Origin of the sequence: Roseibium sp. (genome assembly GCF_050301095.1) — a bacterium.
GTDB lineage: Bacteria > Pseudomonadota > Alphaproteobacteria > Rhizobiales > Stappiaceae > Roseibium.
The window spans coordinates 1-17,504 of the sequence record NZ_JBNKYW010000255.1 but is presented as its reverse complement, the minus strand read 5'-3'; the positions used below and the strand labels follow the sequence as shown (position 1 = coordinate 17,504).

At 57.8% G+C, this 17,504-nt stretch carries 17 protein-coding genes; 10 read left to right on the top strand and 7 right to left on the bottom strand.

Annotated elements, in window-relative coordinates; genetic code table 11:
* The first annotated feature begins 417 nt into the window (after window positions 1-417).
* From ACQY7U_RS22150 to ACQY7U_RS22135, 4 genes are all read left to right on the top strand, one after another.
* Window positions 418-1,647: a class I SAM-dependent methyltransferase gene (locus tag ACQY7U_RS22150; RefSeq protein WP_428649466.1), complete on the top strand. Its 1,230-nt coding sequence runs from the start codon at window positions 418-420 to the stop codon at window positions 1,645-1,647.
* A gap of 264 nt (window positions 1,648-1,911) precedes the next feature.
* On the top strand, window positions 1,912-2,946 hold the full coding sequence (locus tag ACQY7U_RS22145) for a cysteine synthase A (RefSeq protein WP_428649463.1): 1,035 nt from the start codon (window positions 1,912-1,914) through the stop codon (window positions 2,944-2,946).
* A gap of 17 nt (window positions 2,947-2,963) precedes the next feature.
* Complete coding sequence (cls, locus tag ACQY7U_RS22140) at window positions 2,964-4,478, top strand: cardiolipin synthase (protein ID WP_428649461.1); 1,515 nt, start codon at window positions 2,964-2,966, stop codon at window positions 4,476-4,478.
* A 70-nt stretch (window positions 4,479-4,548) separates the two neighbouring features.
* A complete protein-coding gene (locus tag ACQY7U_RS22135) occupies window positions 4,549-5,193 on the top strand; it encodes a LysE family translocator (RefSeq protein WP_428649459.1) in 645 nt (214 codons plus the stop codon).
* Window positions 5,194-5,201: 8 nt separating this feature from the next.
* Here ACQY7U_RS22135 and ACQY7U_RS22130 read toward each other — a convergent pair whose 3' ends face one another.
* Entirely contained in the window at window positions 5,202-6,257 is a 1,056-nt protein-coding gene (locus ACQY7U_RS22130) for a helix-turn-helix domain-containing protein (RefSeq protein WP_428649456.1), read from the bottom strand.
* A gap of 92 nt (window positions 6,258-6,349) precedes the next feature.
* Here ACQY7U_RS22130 and ACQY7U_RS22125 point away from each other — a divergent pair, with 92 nt between their 5' ends.
* The 4 genes from ACQY7U_RS22125 (at window position 6,350) to sseA (ending at window position 8,990) form a co-directional block, all read left to right on the top strand.
* The gene (locus tag ACQY7U_RS22125) at window positions 6,350-6,775 is read left to right on the top strand and encodes a hypothetical protein (protein ID WP_428649454.1); all 426 of its coding nucleotides are present in this window, start codon (window positions 6,350-6,352) and stop codon (window positions 6,773-6,775) included.
* Window positions 6,776-6,921: 146 nt separating this feature from the next.
* Complete coding sequence (locus ACQY7U_RS22120) at window positions 6,922-7,638, top strand: alanyl-tRNA editing protein (protein WP_428649451.1); 717 nt, start codon at window positions 6,922-6,924, stop codon at window positions 7,636-7,638.
* Between the two features lie 23 nt (window positions 7,639-7,661).
* On the top strand, window positions 7,662-8,135 hold the full coding sequence (locus ACQY7U_RS22115; RefSeq protein ID WP_428649448.1) for a GFA family protein: 474 nt from the start codon (window positions 7,662-7,664) through the stop codon (window positions 8,133-8,135).
* A 9-nt stretch (window positions 8,136-8,144) separates the two neighbouring features.
* A complete protein-coding gene (sseA, locus tag ACQY7U_RS22110; protein ID WP_428649446.1) occupies window positions 8,145-8,990 on the top strand; it encodes a 3-mercaptopyruvate sulfurtransferase in 846 nt (281 codons plus the stop codon).
* Between the two features lie 12 nt (window positions 8,991-9,002).
* On the opposite strand, the gene ACQY7U_RS22105 is transcribed toward sseA, so the two are convergent.
* Window positions 9,003-9,815 carry an HD domain-containing protein gene (locus ACQY7U_RS22105; RefSeq protein WP_428649443.1) on the bottom strand — a complete coding sequence of 271 codons (813 nt, stop codon included), beginning with the start codon at window positions 9,813-9,815 and terminating at the stop codon, window positions 9,003-9,005.
* 73 nt (window positions 9,816-9,888) lie between these two features.
* Between ACQY7U_RS22105 and ACQY7U_RS22100 the strand changes: the two genes are divergently transcribed.
* Window positions 9,889-10,506 (top strand): TetR/AcrR family transcriptional regulator, encoded by a 618-nt coding sequence (locus tag ACQY7U_RS22100; protein ID WP_428649441.1) that lies wholly within the window; start codon window positions 9,889-9,891, stop codon window positions 10,504-10,506.
* A 23-nt stretch (window positions 10,507-10,529) separates the two neighbouring features.
* On the opposite strand, the gene ACQY7U_RS22095 is transcribed toward ACQY7U_RS22100, so the two are convergent.
* The 5 genes from ACQY7U_RS22095 to ACQY7U_RS22075 form a co-directional block, all read right to left on the bottom strand.
* Window positions 10,530-11,195: a TIGR02117 family protein gene (locus tag ACQY7U_RS22095; RefSeq protein WP_428649438.1), complete on the bottom strand. Its 666-nt coding sequence runs from the start codon at window positions 11,193-11,195 to the stop codon at window positions 10,530-10,532.
* A gap of 60 nt (window positions 11,196-11,255) precedes the next feature.
* The gene (locus tag ACQY7U_RS22090; RefSeq protein WP_428649436.1) at window positions 11,256-12,059 is read right to left on the bottom strand and encodes an amino acid ABC transporter ATP-binding protein; all 804 of its coding nucleotides are present in this window, start codon (window positions 12,057-12,059) and stop codon (window positions 11,256-11,258) included.
* Window positions 12,060-12,129: 70 nt separating this feature from the next.
* The gene (locus ACQY7U_RS22085) at window positions 12,130-13,281 is read right to left on the bottom strand and encodes an amino acid ABC transporter permease (RefSeq protein WP_428649433.1); all 1,152 of its coding nucleotides are present in this window, start codon (window positions 13,279-13,281) and stop codon (window positions 12,130-12,132) included.
* A 12-nt stretch (window positions 13,282-13,293) separates the two neighbouring features.
* The gene (locus ACQY7U_RS22080) at window positions 13,294-14,499 is read right to left on the bottom strand and encodes an amino acid ABC transporter permease (RefSeq protein WP_428649469.1); all 1,206 of its coding nucleotides are present in this window, start codon (window positions 14,497-14,499) and stop codon (window positions 13,294-13,296) included.
* Between the two features lie 235 nt (window positions 14,500-14,734).
* A complete protein-coding gene (locus tag ACQY7U_RS22075) occupies window positions 14,735-15,754 on the bottom strand; it encodes an amino acid ABC transporter substrate-binding protein (RefSeq protein WP_428649430.1) in 1,020 nt (339 codons plus the stop codon).
* 464 nt (window positions 15,755-16,218) lie between these two features.
* Here ACQY7U_RS22075 and metC point away from each other — a divergent pair, with 464 nt between their 5' ends.
* On the top strand, window positions 16,219-17,397 hold the full coding sequence (metC, locus tag ACQY7U_RS22070; RefSeq protein ID WP_428649427.1) for a cystathionine beta-lyase: 1,179 nt from the start codon (window positions 16,219-16,221) through the stop codon (window positions 17,395-17,397).
* Window positions 17,398-17,504 lie beyond the last annotated feature (107 nt).

Genomic DNA, 17,504 nt, shown 5'->3' with positions numbered 1-17,504 from the left:
GTGGCCTTCTTCGATGCTGCAAAGACCCGGGTGGCCGTCGCCTGGAACTGGCTGGTCGATACGATTCAAGCCTGATCCCGGTTTCCTTTTACAGGTCTCCGGTTCAACGCAATAAATTCTCCGCCTGGTAAACACCTTGCGAGCCCTTGTGGCTCGCTTTTTTCTGACGTTTTAAGGGCCGCTGATGCCGCCTGTGTTCCGTTGTCTCACCGCTCCTTTTCAAGCGGTCGACGCGTCAACGGACACTGCTGCCCTGGCCGCGCTTCCGGCATGAAGTTCGTAGGGACTTTAAAATTTGCTCCGAGCGTGTACCATCTGTTGAAGGCTCCGTAAAAGCTGCAGCGGGATTTCTACAATGCCTGCATCTTCCGTCTGGGCTTTTGGTGTCAAAAGCATGAGTTTCCAAGAGGTTCTGCCATGAGTGAGCCGATTGTTCTGACACAGGAAAACCTACGCAATCATTTGAAGGGAACGCCGCGCCTGGCAAGACTGGCGGCGGGGCTTGCAGTCAGGATCCGCCACGGCTCCCTGGAATTCACCTTTCCGGACGGCCGCGCTTACCGGATCGAAGGCACGCAGACCGGTCCGCATGGCGTCCTCGATATCCACGACTGGCGTTTCTTCCGGAAGGTGGTGCAGGCCGGAGATGTCGGTGTCGGCGAAGCTTTCATGTCCGGCTACTGGTCCTCCCCGGATGTCACCACCTTTCTGGAAGTCTTCTGCATCAATCAGGAGACCACGATGGCCGCGCTTCGGGGGCGTCCGTTCACACGCTTCCTCCTCTCCGCTCGTCACTGGCTGAACGCCAACACCCGGCGGGGTTCGAAACGCAACATTTCAGCCCATTACGATCTCGGAAACGCCTTTTACGAGGAATGGCTCGACCGGTCGATGACCTATTCCTCCGCCATATACGAAGGCGAAATCAGCGACCTTGAACAGGCGCAGGCGGCGAAATATCGATCCCTTGTCCACCAGACCGGCATCGGACCGGACCACAAGGTGCTCGAGATCGGGTGCGGCTGGGGCGGTTTTGCCGAACATGTCGCCAAGACCGTCGGCGCGCACGTTCGCGCGCTGACGATCTCAAAAGAGCAATTCAACTATGCCCGGGAGCGGATTTTCAAGGCTGGCCTGAGCGAGAAGGTGGATGTGGTCTTTCAGGATTACCGCGACGAACGCGGCACCTTCGACAGGATAGCATCAATCGAGATGTTTGAGGCGGTCGGGGAGGAATACTGGCCGACCTATTTCGCACAACTGGCGAAATGCCTGAACCCCGGAGGCAAGGCCGGTCTGCAGATCATCACCATCCAGGACAGGATGTTTGAGGACTATCGGCGCGGGACGGATTTCATCCAGCGTTACATTTTTCCCGGGGGCATGCTGCCACCACCGGGACGCCTTGCTGAAATCGGCAAATCCCTAGGTTTGCATCTGACTGATCAGAAAATATTTGGCCAGGACTACGCCCGCACCCTCGCCGAGTGGCGGCTAAGGTTCCGCAGCGCCTGGCCGCAGATCCGCCCCCTTGGTTTCGACGAAAGCTTCAGGCGGCTTTGGGAGTTCTATCTCCACTATTGCGAGGCCGGGTTCCGGTCGGGCAATATCGACGTCCGTCAGATGATATACGAGAAAACCACCTGATTCCGCCTTCAGGACGGATGTGGTGGTCTCCGCCTTCCCGGACCATTGAACACCTTGTTGACTGTGTTTCGGGGCGAGGCCATTCGCCGATTGCAAGTGGCTGGACGCGCGCTGCCCCGTTTTTTCCAACCGATGCTGGCAATCCTCGGCTGAAGCCTTACATTGCGAACTTGATCGAACAGAACCCGGCGATTAGCGTCCGGGACAGACAAGATTCCACCGGGTCTGCAATATCCAACAGGCCTGACCAAGCAGGATAGTAAAATGACTGTGTCCGCTTCCGTTGTCGATGCCATCGGCAACACGCCCCTGATCCGCCTGAAAGCGCTTTCCGAGGAAACGGGATGCGAGATCCTGGGCAAAGCCGAATTCATGAACCCCGGGCAATCGGTCAAGGATAGACCGGCCCGGCAGATGATCCTCGAGGCGGAAGCGCGGGGGGACCTCAAGCCGGGCGGACTGATCGTGGAAGGGACGGCCGGAAACACCGGTATCGGACTGGCGCTGGTTGCCAGCGCCCGGGGCTACAGGACCGTCATCGTAATTCCAGAAACCCAAAGCCAGGAAAAGAAAGACATGCTGCGCCTGTGCGGCGCCCAGTTGGTGGAAGTGCCGGCGAAACCTTTCAAGGACCCGAACAACTATCAGCATGTTGCCCGTCGGCTTGCCGAAGAGCTTGCGAAAAATGAGCCGAACGGCGTCCTCTTCGCGGACCAGTGGAACAATCTCGACAACCGCAAGGCGCACTATCTGACCACCGGGCCAGAAATTCTGGAGCAGACGGAGGGTAAGGTCGACGGCTTTATCTGTTCGGTCGGCTCGGGCGGAACTCTTGCCGGAGTGTCCAGCTATCTGCAGGAAAACAAGCCCGGCATCGTCATCGGATGCGCCGATCCGCGGGGCGCCGCCATGCAATCCCTGTTCACGACCGGTGAAGCGAAGGCCTCCGAGGGCGGTTCAATCTCCGAAGGCATCGGGCTCGGCCGCAACACGCCGATCGTTCAGGACGTGAAGGTCGATCACGCCTATACGATTGAAGACGAAGAAGCTCTGCCACTGGTGTTCGACCTTGCTCAAAACGAAGGCCTGCTTCTGGGCGGCTCCACGGCAATCAATCTGGCCGGCGCCCGCAGGCTGGCCAAGGAAATGGGCCCGGGAAAAACCATTGTTACAATTCTGTGCGACCACGGTACACGCTACCAGTCCAAACTGTACAATCCGGATTTCCTTCGCTCCAAGAACCTGCCCGTACCAGCCTGGCTGGAGCGTGAGGTTTCTGTCCAGCCGCCCTTCGTCTAACGCAGAAGCATCGTGTGATGGGGCCAGACGTACCTAGTCTTGCGCAAGACGGCGCCTCTGCGGAAGCAGTCATCCAGGATGCCGTGACAGACGCCGGCATTCTGGACGTCATGGCCAACAATCTGGGGCTGGTCGCGGCCTTCGTCGCAGCCATGTATGTCACTGCCGGCATCTGCGCGGTCCGGGAGGTCATGAATTCACGAACCTCCCAGGGGTCCGTCGCCTGGCTGCTGTCCCTGTTTTTCCTGCCCTATCTGACCGTCCCTCTCTACTTCGTGTTCGGCTGGCGGTCCTTTGCAGACTACGCAAAGATCCAGACGACACTCGGACGTGCCGAGCGGGCGCGGAGAGCCGACGAGCTTGGCCTGACGGACCATGCGGAAACCCGGGACTGGCCAGTACTTTCACGCGTCGCCGGGGTTCCCTTTCTGGCAGGCAACACAAGTTCCCTCCTGATAGACGGAGACGCAACCTTCTCCGCAATCAAGGAGGCGGTCGCCCAGGCAAAAGACATCGTTATGTTCCAGTTTTTCGCCATTCACGAGGATGCGCTGGGTCTGGAAATGGCAGATGCGCTGATCGAAAAGGCACGAGAAGGCATCAGCGTCTACTTTCTCTACGACGATGTTGGCAGCCATTCGCTTTCGAAGAACTATCTGGGCCGCTTGAAGAATGCCGGTGTCAAGGTCTGCGGCTTCAATGAAAACCACCGGTTTCTGAAACTTCTCGGACCGATGCGCCTCAACTACCGGAACCATCGCAAACTTGTAGTGACCGATTACCAGACGGCTTTTGTCGGCGGGCACAATGTGGCCGACCAGTATGTGGGACGCGACAACTGGTTCGGACACTGGCGGGACACCCATGTTCGCGTCGAGGGCCCCGCGGCGGTCGCCTGTGCCCTGTCCTTCGTCGAAGACTGGCTTTGGGCCAGCGGAGAACAGATAGACCTGCCCCAGGTAACCGACATCCCGATGCCGGGAGATGAGTCCGTTCTTGTCATGCCCACCGGTCCGGCCGACAAGCTCGAGGAATGCGCGATCGCCTTCGTGGAAGCCGCGGCCCGGGCCAAAACACGCCTATGGATCACGACCCCCTATCTCGTGCCGTCCCTCGACGTGCAAACGGCACTGTGCGCAGCTGCCATGCGCGGAGTGGATGTTCGCATTCTGCTGCCCGAAAAAAGAGACCACTGGGCGGTCTGGCTTGCCAGTCATGCCTATGAGGACACGCTCGTGCAACGCGGGGTAAAGGTCTACCGGTACACGGACGGCTTCATGCACCAGAAGGTGACCCTTCTGGACAATGATCTCGTGTCCATCGGCACGGTGAATTTCGACAACCGCTCCTTCCAGATCAACTTTGAACTGACGTTGTGGTTTACCCACGAACGTACAATCGCGAGTGTCGAAGAGATGCTCGAGGCCGACTTCAAATGCGCCAAATTGACCTGGCCGGACGCCTTCCAGTCACGCAGCTATGTGTTCCGGGTTCTGGCCCAGGGCGCCCGGCTTCTATCGCCGATCCTTTAGGTTCTGGTAACGGACCGGCAAGTCCGGTAATAAAGGTGGCTGAAGCTGCTCCATCTTTTCCTGGCCTGACATGTCCTTTCTTCCTGACTACACCACCCTTGTCGCCTTTACCGCAGCGGCACTGATACTGACTATTACACCCGGTCCGGACATGACCCTTTTCATGAGCAAAACGCTCATGCAGGGGCGTAAGGCGGGACTGGCGGCGCTGGTAGGCGCCACCTGCGGCCTGGTCATTCACACCGTGCTCGCTGCCGTCGGCGTTTCAGCCCTTCTGGCCGCATCCGCGCTTGCCTTCGTCATCTTGAAGTTTGTCGGGGCCGGATATCTGATCTGGCTGGCCTATCAGGCCATTCGCAACGGATCCTCGTTGACCCTCGAAGCAACCCGAAGCCCAAAACAATCCGTTTTCCGTGTCTGGCTGCACGGGCTGGGCGTGAACATCCTCAATCCGAAAATTGTGTTGTTCTTCGTGACTTTTCTGCCGCAATTTGTCAGCGCTCACGATCCGCACGCCGCGTCCAAATTGATGTTCCTGGGCGGTTACTTCGTCGTACTCTGCTTCCCGATTTGCCTCTTGATGGTTCTGAGCGCCAGTTCCTTCTCCCGCGCGCTGAAGGCATCGCCGAAGGCAATGCGGGCCTTTGACTGGGCCTTTGCAGGGATCATGGGCAGTTTCGCCTTGAAGCTGTTGACAGCCAAGGCTTCCAACTGACGGCATAATCAGCCCTTGAGCAGGTCGCGCAGTCCGGCGGGTGTGACCTGCGCCATCCTTCGAAAGTCGCGCGCCATGTGATGCCGATCCGAATAGGCCGCGACATACGCGATTTCATCCAGCGACTGAGGGCTCACGGCAATCAGCCGGGTTGCCTTTCTGAGGCGGACAAAGCGGGTCAGCCGTCCATATCCAAGTCCGGCCTCGTGCAACCGCCTAGACAGGCTGCGTGCAGACAGTCCGAGCGATGTTGCGGCAGTCGCTAGTGTCGGGTGTTCCCCTTCAACCACTTCCATGTGTGAAACCAATTTCGACAGCAATCGTGCGCCGGCGGGGCCCACTTCCGGACGCATCAGGTGATAAAGCGAAAGCGTCCCCGGCACGGCACCACTGGCCAACGGACGGCGCTTCTGCGAAAGACGGATAACAATGTCGCTGTCGAATTCGATCCTTTCGCCCAGGAACATTCCGAACCGCAAAAGAGGTTTTGAGTGTCCCGTCCGGGTGACGGACCAGATCGCTTCAATCTCGTAACCGGCTCCTTCCAGGGTTCCCGCCGCGACACCCGCCAGCATCGCCGGTCCAAAGGGTTTCTGGTTTGCGGGACGGACATTGTAGGGAGAGAGCACCAACGTGAAGTCATCTTCCCTTTCGATAAACCCGTTCTCCCGGCCTTCGGCCTGAAACCTGATGGCGGATTGCTGCCCGACGAAACCGGACCACTTTCTCACCAGGTCCGGAATGGATCCGGTTCCGGTGATGAGGAAACTGGCAACATCAAAGCCGGATGGCCGACCGAGCGCACGCGCAAGGCCGAATATGGCGTCGCATCCCCTTGCAACATAAAGACGGGCAATCCGATCCATAGGGTCCGGATGGGTTCCCGCTTGAACCGTCTCGAGACCATATACGTCCGGGTACCGCTTTACGGCTTCGCCCGCAAAGCGGGACAACCACCAGTTCCAATAGGCAGAATAGGCTTCGCCAAGGGGAGCGTTGACACTTTCGGACGCGGCAGCCGGACCGGTCGCCACCGGTTGCGAAATTTTGGCGCGAATATTCACAGCCTTCCCCCGACAGTGATGCAGGATGCGGATCACCCTGGGAACAAAACCAAGGGTTTAGCGTAATTGCAAGCACCGATAACGAGGGGAACATGAACAACAGAACCAGCAAACGAACCGTACTCGGTCTGACAGCCCTGGCAATCGTCCAGGCAGCCGGTGTGGCATCGGCCGACCCGGTGCAACTGACGATGCAGGAAATCGACCAGATGATGTCCGGCAATTCCATATTCGGTTTCTTTCCCGATGGCGTCACCGAGTACAGGCAGAACAATCACGAAGACGGTATCGCGGTTGTTGTCGTCAAGGGCGACAAGATCCGCAACATTCCCTGGGAAGCCGTCGAGATCGATGGCAAGGGTCATTATTGCGAGGACTGGAGCGCAGACGGGTGGGGCAAACTCTGCTTTACAGTCACGCGTGCAAACGAAACCAAACCCGTTTTCACCAACGGCAAGGGCAAGGCCAATACCCAGAACTGGCAGAAAGGGTTTGTGGACCTGAATTTCACACAATAACGGCCTGTTCCTCCCTTTCCCGACGCCTGCCGAGGCTTATTGCCGGCAGGCGTTTTTATTTTCTACTGCATGAATTTTGCCCAATTTGACCTTGCACCGCTTCCCGATCATTGCTCAATTCAGGAAAAGAAAATCGGGAGATCAGAATGACCACTGCCTTGTTTCGCGACGACGCTTACCTACGAACCTGCGAAGCGGAAGTGGTTGGGGTGAACGAGCGGGGTGGCATCGTCCTTGACCGCACCGTCTACTACGCAATGGGCGGCGGACAACCCGGCGACAGCGGTCATCTTGAACTTGAAGACGGCAGCCGGATTGAGATTGCGACGACGGTCTATGATGACGACAGGACCTCAATCGTTCATGTGCCTGCCGAAGGACAATCCCTGCCACCAGCCGGAACAAAACTTATCGCTCATATCGACTGGGAGCGCCGTTACCGGCTGATGCGCATGCACACTGCCCTGCACCTGTTGTCCGTCGCCCTGCCCTATCCTGTCACCGGAGGACAGATCGGCGACCCCGAGGGTCGGCTCGATTTTGACATGGGCGCGGAAACCATCGACAAGGACGCGCTCACGGAGAAGCTGAATGCGCTCGCCTCCAATGACCATGAAGTCACAACCGAATGGATCACGGACGAAGAACTCGATGCCAACCCGGGCCTGGTCAAGACCATGTCCGTCAAGCCGCCACGTGGCTCCGGCCGGGTTCGACTGGTCCGGATCGGCGGCGATATCGACCTGCAGCCCTGTGGCGGCACCCATGTCTCCAGAACTTCGGAGATCGGCCGGCTGGAGCTTGGCAAGATCGAGAAGAAGGGCAAGCAGAACCGGCGCGTTCGCATTCGACTGGCGGACTAGTCCGGATAACCAGGGAGGCGGTCATGAAACTATCTGGCAGTTGTCACTGCGGTGCAGTTCATTTTGAAGTCGAGAGCAAAGCCCCCTACCCTTACATGCGCTGCTATTGCGCGATCTGCCGCAAGATTGGAGGAAGCGCCGGATATGCAATCAACCTGTTGGGGGATGCGGGCAGTCTTAAGATACAGGGCGCGGAAGCAAAGTCGGTCTACAACGCCGTCATCGATGGCAAGGAAAGTCCGGCGGAACGACATTTCTGCAGCCGCTGCGGCAGTCATCTTTGGGTCTGGGACCCGCGCTGGCCGGCCCTAGTTCATCCTCACGCGGGGGCCATCGATTCCCCCTTGCCAACACCGCCGGAAACCGTCCATATCATGCTAGAATTCAAGCCCGATTGGGTGAACCTGCCCGATGGACCTGGGCACGTTCATTTTCAAGGCTATCCGGACCTGTCCATCGAAGATTGGCACAAGTCCAAGGGACTGTATGAGACTTAAGGAAATCCAATGAACGACCATCCTCTCGTTTCCACCCAATGGCTGGCCGATCATCTGTCTTCGCCCGATCTGGTGGTCATCAACGCATGGATGCCGCCTGTCACACATCCCGACGCGCCGCCCGTCTACCCGGAAGCGCACATTCACGGGGCCGTATTCTTCGACGTCAACGAGATCTGCGACAAGAGTTCCGATCTGCCGCATATGCTTCCGCAACCGCATGTGTTTTCCTCCGCAATGCGCAAACTCGGCATCGGCGACGGCCAGACACTGGTCGTCTACGACGATTTCGGCGCCTACTCGGCACCGCGTGTCTGGTGGACCTTGCGCAGTATGGGAGCGGAACGCGTCTTCGTGCTGGATGGGGGCTTCCCGAAGTGGCGGGCAGAAGGCCGTCCTTTCGAGGACGCCGTTCCGCGCCGCACCCAAAGCCATTTTTCCTCGCGCCTGAACAACGCCGCGGTCGCGGACATCGACGATATCCGCAACGTCATCACCTCTGGAGCTCGCCAGATCCTGGATGCACGCTCTGCCGACCGCTTCGAAGGTACCGCACCTGAACCACGCGCGGGTCTGCGTGCCGGGCACATGCCGACCGCACAAAACCTGCCTTTCAATCACCTTCTCAGCGAGAACGGCACGTTCCTGCCCAGGGAGGATCTGATCAAGACCTTCCAGGAGGCCGGCATCGACCTGAACCGTCCTGTCACGACCACCTGCGGCTCCGGCGTCACCGCTGCCATCCTCACCCTTGGGCTGACCATTGCCGGAGCCCGGGATCTTGCCCTTTATGACGGTTCCTGGGCCGAATGGGGCAGCCGGGACGATACCGAGGTGGCAACCGGCCCGGCTTGACCGGCAACAAGGCTATTCGCCGGCTTGTGCGGCGACCTCCAACTTGCTGGACTTCGACTTTGGCTCGCCACCGATCCGCATCAAGACGTCTGCTCTGGTGCCTTTCAAGTGGTGACCGGGCCAGATTTCCAGGGCGTTTATAAGGTCTCCCCTGGGATGCCGGGAGAAGACCTCCTGCCGTGTTTGCTCCGTGATCCGCCGCCGCCCCATGCCAAAGACGTCACACATGGCGCCGCGCGACAAGAGGTGGGCTTCCGCCCCGAATACCCTGTCCGAGACATAGGCATTAAGATGCAGGCCGATGGCATCGGCAATCTTGCGCACCTTCGCCCGGTCATGGCCCTTGCCGACAAGATGCTGGTGGCACCTTTCCGCACCGCTGACGACGAAACAGCACTCACGCGGCTCTGTCTGTCTTCCATCGGCCAGTCCGACGTCGTGCAGGATTGCAGCTGAGAAGAAGATCTCGCGATCCACCTCCAGCCCCCTGTAGCCTCCCAGCAGCATTCCCCAGACATAAGTTCTGAAACTGTGCTGCATCAGTTCGCTGCCCTGAACCTCTTCCGCGAAGGCGCATGCATCACGCACCAGCGGCGTCTCCTGCGGCATCAAGCCCCCGAGATCGGCCCCAAAGCGCCGCAGCAGCCCGACCCGGTCCAGCACTGCGTCCATGGTCTCCAAAAGGGAAATCCTGCCAAGGTTTCCGATCAGCCGAATTTTCTCGCTTCTGGTCAAGCGTCCGAGGCTGTAAGCCCCCTGCCGCCGCCCCCAGGCAAGCGATCCCATCGGGGCATCTTCCGTCGGTTGTTTGTGCAAGGTGTCCATTGCCTACTCCATTTTTTTGTACCGTATCGCACAAAAATAGACATGTCGATAATTTTATGCGACTTGGTAAAAAATGAAGACGACAGCCAAACGTGGCAGGCCACGCAAATTCGACGAAGATCTCACCCTCGACCGGATCATGCAGGTGTTCTGGAAAAACGGGTATTCGGCGACTAGCCTGGATGACATCGCCGAGGCAACCGGCCTTAACCGTCCGAGCATTTATGCCGCCTTCGGCGGCAAGAAAGCCATGTTCCTGAAGGTAATCGAACGGTTCGCCGATCAGATGGAAGAGCATCTGCGCAAGGCCGGTCAGCAGGTGAGCGGCCTCAAACCGCGCCTGAAAGCCATCATGTCCGCGGCTATCGACCTTTATACGGGACGGACGGAAATCTCGGCTGCCCCTTTCGGCTGCCTTGCCATTTCCACGCTGCCGCCGGTAGCAGTCACCGACCAGGAGTTTCAGGCCGTGCTTCAGCAGGTCAACAGGCGCATGGATCTGGGATTTGCCGACTTGATCCGTGGTGAGACGAAAGGCGCCTTGCCCGAAACGCAGGTAACGAATACGGCTCAGCACCTCTCCCTGGTCCTCCATGGACTGTCCGTGCGGGCACGGAGTGGCGAAGAGGCGGACAGCCTGAGAGAACTGGCAAAGGATGCCGTGGAAAAACTGGTACCGGATATAGCCTGACGCCAAGTTTCAGGCCTTGGCATTCACCCCCGGTTGTGAAGATCCAGGGACCACGTCAGCGTGAAGGGTAACGGTGTCCAGAAACCGGTTTTCAAGTTTGCCGCCCGCAACATTTCCGCCGTCCAGGTGTTGCAGCCCAGAAATGCATTAAAACCACCCTTGGCCGGAAAGAATATGTCGTGAGCGCCGTAGGCACCGCCCTCAATCGATTGCGGCAAACCTGTGGCATCGGGCTGGAAACTGTCGGCAATCCGCTGCACCAGAACGTCAAAAGCCTCAGGTGCCAGCTCAAGCGCCCGCACTCTCTCATGCGGGATCGGAATACTCCCGACCCGGGTGACATGCATGACGGACCGGTCCCAGGTCAAGGCGTCGAGAACTGGCCCCGGTTTCAAATCTGACCATGTCGGCGTTTCAATGTAGAAGGACCGGCTGCCCCAGCCGAATACGATCCAGACGACGCCCGGATAGTCCAGTTCCAACCCGGCTTTCGAAACAAAACCAAAACGTTTCAGAACATCGGGATCGGCGGGAAGTGCTATGTCCGTGTGGATCGGATTGGAAAGAACAAGTATGCGCCTGCCGCTTTCTTGCGGCTGGACGGTTGCCGCAGCGGAATCGAAGAAGACAAACGGCCTTGGAACCATGGTTCCAAGGCCGATCGCAATTGCAATAAACAGCGTGACCAAACCGGCCCCAATCAGGGTATTTCGAACGAAGCCGGCCACGCCAGGTCTCACAGAACCCGATCAGTGATGCAGGATCTGGCTGAGGAACAGCTTCGTCCGTTCATGCTGCGGATTGGTGAAGAATTCCTCCGGTTCGTTCTGTTCGACAATCTGGCCGGCATCCATGAAGATCACACGGTTGGCAACCTTGCGGGCAAAGCCCATTTCGTGAGTGACGCACAGCATGGTCATGCCTTCTTCGGCAAGGCCCACCATGACGTCCAGAACTTCCTTGATCATTTCCGGGTCGAGCGCGGATGTCGGCTCGTCGAACAGCATGATTTTCGGGCTCATGCAGAGCGAGCGGGCAATGGCCACGCGTTGCTGCTGGCCACCGGAAAGCTGACCCGGGTATTTTGCTGCCTGTTCGGGAATCTTGACGCGCTCCAGATAGTGCATCGCGACCTCTTCCGCCTCCTTCTTCGGCATCTTGCGAACCCAAATCGGGGCCAGGGTGCAGTTTTCCAGAATGGTCAGATGCGGAAAGAGATTAAAGTGCTGGAAGCACATTCCGACTTCACGGCGGATTTCGTCGATCTTCTTCAGGTCGTTGGTGAGTTCGTTGCCTTCAACCATGATCTGACCGGCCTGATGCTCTTCCAGACGGTTGATGCAGCGGATCATCGTGGACTTGCCCGACCCCGACGGGCCGCAGATGACGATCCGTTCGCCGCGCATCACCTTGAGGTTGATGTCACGTAGCACGTGGAAATCGCCATACCACTTGTTCATGTTCTTGATTTCGATCGCCACATCCGTGTCGGAAATTTTCATTTTTGCGCGATCGGCTGCGAGCTCTTCGTCGCGTACTGCATTCTCAGTCATAATGTCTTACTCCAGGAGTGTCTTTGGCCGGGGCGCAGCGGAACATCGCGCGCCCCGGAATCGAAAGGCCCTATCGTTTGTGTCCGGTATGCAACTTGTGCTCCATGAAAATGGAATAGCGTGACATGCCGAAACAGAAGCACCAGAACACCATTGCCGCGAACAGATAACCTGTATGTCCGGTACTGGGTGTCGACCAGGTTGGATCCGTAAACGAAGACTGGATCTGTCCAAGCAGGTCAAACATGCCGACGATCAGAACCAGGGTCGTGTCCTTGAACAGCCCGATGAAGGTGTTCACGATACCCGGAATGACCAACTTCAATGCCTGTGGCAGGACGATGAGATACATCATCGGCCAGAAGCGAAGGCCAAGTGCCATGGCACCTTCGTACTGCCCCTTCGGAATTGCCTGCAGGCCACCACGCACGACCTCCGCCATATAGGCTGCCGAGAACAGCGTCACACCGATCAGCACGCGCAGCAGCTTGTCGAAGGTCACCCCCTCCGGCAGAAACAGCGGCAGCATCACCGATGACATGAACAGCACGGTGATCAAGGGCACACCACGCCAGAACTCGATGAAGATGATCGAGACCATCTTGATGATAGGCATTTGCGACCTGCGGCCGAGAGCAAGCGCAATTCCGAGCGGCAACGAAGCGACGATACCCGTCACCGCGATGACAAGCGTCACCAAAAGCCCGCCCCATACTGCCGTTTCAACAATCGGCAGGATAACGGTGTCACCAACAACCAGCCCAGTCAGGAGGAAGTAGGCAACAATCGGGAAAGCGATGAGAAACAAGACTGCATTGAGCCGTTTCAGGGGAGCGCCCGGGATTGCCAACGGTACAAGAAGAAGAAGGAAGAGCGCATAAACGATGTTAACGCGCCAGACTTCCTCTGTCGGATACCGGCCGTATATGAACTGCGGAAGGTAAGCTTCCACATATGCCCAACAGGCGCCGCTGTGACCACCGTCTTGCGGCAGACAGGCATCGCGACTGTCTCCGCTCCAGACCGCGTCAACAAACGCGAACTGGATGAAAGGAGCGATCAGTGAATAGGCAATCAGAATGCCTATGACTGTCAGGATCGTGTTGCCGACCGATGAAAAGAGGTTCTGTCTCATCCATCCGATTACACCGGTGGTTGAGATGGGCGCCGGCAAGCGCGGCGCTTCCTCGGTTCTTATTTGGAACAAATCAGTGTTCGCCATGAAGAGCGCTCCTTACCGTTCTACGAGCGCCATGCGCTGGTTGTACCAGTTCATGAAGGCCGACGTTATGAGGCTGAGCGACAGATAAACCACCATCCAGATACCAATGATTTCAATCGCCTGACCCGTCTGATTCAAGACTGTCCCGCCCATGGAGACAAGATCCGGATAGGCGATGGCCACAGCCAGTGACGAGTTCTTTGTCAGGTTCAGGTACTGGCTCGTCAATGGCGGAATGATAACCCGCATAGCCTGAGGGATAACAACCAGGCGCAGGGTCGGTCCGTTCCGCAACCCGAGCGCATGCGCTGCCTCTGTTTGTCCGTGGCTGACCGCCTGGATGCCCGCACGCACGATCTCGGCAATGAACGAGGCTGTGTAGATCGACAAGGCCGCGGTAAGAGCCAGAAACTCGGGAATGACGTTCAGTCCGACATTCAGCTCGAAACCCTGCCGCAGAATGGGCCCGGATTCCACGAAATTCGGGTGCTCCAGACTGACCGGCATGCCCGCAACAAGATACGTGACAATCGGCAACCCTATGATCAAACCGAGCCCGGTCAGGAAAACAGGAAATGGTTGTCCCGTTGCATCCTGACGCTTGTGTGCCCACCGGGAAACGACGATGGAGGCAATGATCCCGAATATAAAGGCATAGCCTATCCACTCGGACCCGCTTTCAAGAATTGGCTTGGGAAGCCGCAGTCCGCCGATATTCAAGTGAAACGTATCGAAGAAAGACCACTTTTCACGTTTTCCCGGGATCGATCGCAAAACCGCGAAGTACCAGAAGAAAATTTGGAGAAGCAGCGGGATGTTCCGCACCAGTTCGACGTAACAATAGGCCAAACGATTGATGACCCAGTTATTCGACAACCGGGCAATACCAAGGATGAACCCGAGTATCGTGGCGAATAAGATACCAACTCCGGCAACCAGCAGAGTATTTAGAAACCCTACGTAGATCGCCCTGCCATAACTGGACGTTTCGGAATAGGGCACCAACGACTGGTTGGTACCAAAACCTGCTGTATTTTCCAGGAAACCCCAACCGGAGGCAATGTTCTGCCTTTCCAGGTTGGCAATCGTGTTCGTAACGATGACATATCCGAAGGAGACCAACGCGACAATCAATACCACCTGGTAAAAAATGCCGCGGACCTTAGGATCGTTCAACAGCGAAGCACGCGCCGGCGCCCCCGCCGAGTCCTGCTCCATTACTGACATAGAACCTCGCCCAGTTTATTACGGAAAGAGCCCGGCCCGAAGCCTCTCCTCTTTCACGTTCACAACTGCTTCCGCTGCGCTTTGTTGCGCGCTCCCCTATCGGCCTGAAGCAGTTTGTTCCCCCCACGCGACTTCCGGTATAGTCCGTTTTTTCATGCGTGGAATTTATTGAGGGTTCCGGCAGGCGTGCCGCCGGAACCCCTTCAACCCTCAGATAAATCGAGGATCAGCGTACCGGCGGAGCGTACATGAAGCCGCCTTTGCTCCACAGGGCGTTCACGCCGCGGGCAATGCCGAGCGGGGTGTCCGGACCAACGTTGGCATTGAAGGATTCTTCATAGTTGCCAACGTGCTTGACGACGTTGTAAGCCCAGTCGTTGGAGATGCCGATGGCTTCACCGAACGCACCTTCAACACCCAGAAGACGCTTGATGGACGGATTGTCGGAAGACTTCATCTCATCAACGTTTTCAGAGGTGACGCCGAGTTCTTCGGCATTGATCATGGCGTTCAGGGTCCACTTGGCGATGTTGAACCATTCATCATCACCCTGACGGACAACCGGACCCAGCGGCTCCTTGGAAATGATTTCCGGAAGAACCATGTGGTCGCCCGGGTTGGTCAGCTTCAGACGCTGAGCGTAGAGGCCGGAAGCGTCCGTTGTGTAAACGTCACAGCGGCCAGCATCATATGCGGCGACAACTTCGTCGGCTTTTTCGAAAGCGACGATTTCGTACGGCATGTTGTTGGCACGGAAGTAGTCAGCGACGTTCAGTTCGGTCGTGGTGCCGGTGTTGGTGCACACGGATGCGCCGGACAGTTCCAGAGCGGACGTCACACCGAGGTCCTTGCGGACCATGAAGCCCTGACCGTCATAGTAGTTCACGCCGGCGAAGTTCAGGCCGAGCTGCGTGTCACGGGACATGGTCCAGGTGGTGTTGCGCGACAGAACATCGACTTCACCGGACTGGAGAGCCGTAAAGCGTTCTTTGGCGGACAGCGGAGTGAACTTGACAGCAGACGCATCGCCAAACACTGCGGCAGCCATAGCCCGGCAGAGGTCAACGTCCAGACCTGTCCAGTTCCCCTGTGCGTCCGGGTTCGAGAAGCCCGGCAGCCCCTGGCTCACGCCACACTGAATGAAGCCCTTTGCCTTGACGTCTTCCAGCGTCGTTGCACCGGCAGCCGTCGTCAGGGCGGCTCCCATAGCAGCGCCGAGTACGAGCGGAAGGATTTTTTTCGACATGGATATGCAGCCTTTATTTGTTACCCATACTTATTTTTTTTGTCAGGCTAGACTCGAAGATATCCTCACCGTCTCGCTTTTCGGACGATATCGACCTTGACGGCCATTTCCTCCGGACATCAACTGTCCCACCCAACGGCTCCATACGATGGCATTTAGCCGTTCGGGTCAAGTACTTGGTGCAGATATCTCGTCAAAATTCTCGAGCCTTCCGCCAAATGCGCCTCCGATTGACGCACAAACAGCCAACATGTCGAAATCGAAATCGCGCAATGCCTAAAATGGCTTCAATCCATTTAGAGGCGGATACGTCAGGGTTAATTCCCGCATGAAAATTAGCTTGATTTTCGCCCTGCAACCGGGCCGACAAGCGGGTTGCGGACGAACGACGTTCAGCTAAAGTGCCCCTCCAAGCAGGAGGCGGTTCGGCCGACCTCCAAAATCACCTCAAATCGTTGATTCCCATGACCAGTTCAAACAGCTCATCGCGCCTGAAACCCGACACCAGGCTCGCCCATTCGGGCCGGGATCCGCAATCCTTCCACGGGTTCGTCAATCCTCCCGTAGTCCATGCGTCGACCGTTCTTTATCCCGATTCACAAACCCTGGTGACCGGTGGGCAGACCTACTCCTATGCCAGGCGCGGCAATCCCACGACAGATTCCCTGGAAGACGCCATCAAGGAAATGGAAGGAGCCGCCGGAGCGAAGATCGCCAACTCGGGCCTGAACGCCATCGCGCTGGCGATCCTGTCCTGCGTGAAGGCCGGCGACCACATCCTGATCGTCGACACGGCCTACGGGCCGACGCGTCACTTCGCCGATACGGTGCTTCCGAATTTCGGTGTCAGTGTCGAATATTTCGACCCGCACCTGGGGTCGGACATCAAGTCGCTGTTCCGGCCTGAAACAACCGCGGTCTTCACCGAGTCTCCTGGCTCCCTCACCTTCGAAATGCAAGACATCCCGGCGATATCTGCGGCAGCTCACGAGATCGGCGCGACCGTTCTGATGGACAATACCTGGGCAACGTCGCTCTATTGCCAGCCCCTCGCCCTGGGCGTCGACCTCTCCATCCAGGCAGGTACCAAGTATATCGTGGGCCATTCCGATGCCATGCTCGGGGTTGTCGCCGCCAACGAGAAAGCCTGGAAAGGTCTGAATGCAGTCCATGGAGCAATGGGCAGTCACGTTGCGCCCGACGATATTTTCCTCGGCCTGCGGGGCTTGCGGACCTTGTCTGTGCGCCTGGAGCGGCACCAGAAAAATACACTGACCGTGCTCGACTGGCTGAAGGACCAGTCCAGTGTCGGCTCAATCAGTTACCCGGCCCTTCCGACGGACCCGGGCTACGAGATCTGGAAACGCGATTGCTCAGGCAGTTCCGGCCTGTGCGCCTTCCATTTCCCGGATGGCACCAGCCAGGACCAGACGCACGCCTTCCTGGACGCACTGCAACTGTTTGGTCTCGGCTATTCCTGGGGTGGGTTTGAAAGCCTTGCCATTCCGGTCCGGCTGAAAGGCATGCGCTCGGCGACCCCGGTGTCCGAGACCGCCCAGTCCGTCCGCCTGCACATCGGTCTGGAAGATCCGGAAGACCTGATCCGGGATCTCGATCAGGCGCTGAAAAAGGCCTTCGGCTAGATCACGAGCAAATTACGGCGCGGTCAGATTGTCGGATCGCGCCGTTTTTCCTTGTGGATCAGCCACAGGTTCCGGAAGTAGATCAAAAGGCCCAGCCCCTGCCCGGC